The 1253-nt window shown below is 72.9% G+C and carries 1 protein-coding gene; it reads right to left on the bottom strand.

The features are described from left to right. The coding region (locus AC3A57_RS22880) for a condensation domain-containing protein (RefSeq protein WP_487581004.1) at positions 1-1253 on the bottom strand (1253 nt) is incomplete at both ends.

Raw genomic sequence — 1253 nt, 5'->3', positions numbered from 1 at the left:
CGTTCCAGCCAGCGCGACCAGCGCGCCACCGTCGACGCGTCGAACAGGTCGCTGGCGTACTCGATCGCGCCGCTCAGTTCCGCTGCTTCCTCGCGCAGGGTCAGGCTCAGGTCGAACTGGGTCGCGCCGTGCGCCACCGCATAGCCTTCCACTTCCAGGCCCGGCAGCGCCAAGCTCCGCTGCGGCGTGTTGTCCAGGCTCAGCAAGGTCTGGAACACCGGGCTGTGGCTCAGGCTGCGCTGCGGATGCAACGCCTCCACCACCCGCTCGAACGGCACCTCCTGCCGACCCTGGCCCTCCAGCACCCTCGCCCTGGCCTGGGCCAGCAACGCCGCCGTCGTGGCCCCCTCCTCCACCCGCATCCGCAGCGCCAAGGTATTGACGAAGAAACCGATCAACCCTTCCAGCTCCACCCGCGGCCGATTCGCCGCCGGCGAACCGATCACCACGTCGTCCTGTCCGCTCAGCCGCGACAACAGCGCGCTCCAGCCGGCCAGCAGCACCGTGTACAGGGTCGTGCCCTGCGCCTGCGCCAGCTCGCGCAAGCGCCGGGTCAGCGGCGCATCCAGACGCACCGCCAGGCGTCCCCCCCGGTAGCTCTGCACCGGCGGCCGCGGCCGGTCGCTCGGCAGCGCCAGCAACTCGGGCGCGCCGCGCAGTTGCGCGCACCAGGCCTGCACCTGCTCGGCCTGCTCGGCTTGCGACAGCCGCGCGCGTTGCCAGGCCGCATAGTCGGCGTACTGCAACGGCAGCGGCGGCAGCGGATCGGGCCGGCCTTGCGCGTAGGCCGCGTACAGCGCGCCCAACTCGCGCACCAGCACGCCCTGCGACCAGCCGTCGGAGACGATGTGGTGCTGGACCAGCACCAGCACGTGCTCGTCGGCCTGCAGGCGCAGCAGCCGCGCGCGCACCGGCGGTTGCGCCGCCAGGTCGAACGGCGCCGCGGCCCAGCCGCTGCAGGCCTGCTGCAATGCCGCTTCGCGCTGCTCTGCCGGCAGCGCTTCCAGATCCTCGCGTTCCAGCCTCCAGCCGGCCTCGTCCCGCACCACCTGCACCGGACCGTCCGCGCCGTGCTCGAACACCGTGCGCAGCGATTCGTGCCGCTCGGCGATCCGCTGCAAGGCCCGCGCCAGCGCCGACTCGTCCAGCGCGCCGCGCAGGCGCACGCCGGCGGCGATGTGATAGGCCGCACCGGCCGCCGCGTCCAGTTGGTCCAGGAACCACAGCCGCTGCTGCGACCACGACAGCGGCAA

This window comes from Lysobacter sp. Soil_C_15 (genome assembly GCF_057657315.1).
Note: the sequence above shows the minus strand (reverse complement) of the source record. Positions and strands in the feature narration are given on the sequence as shown.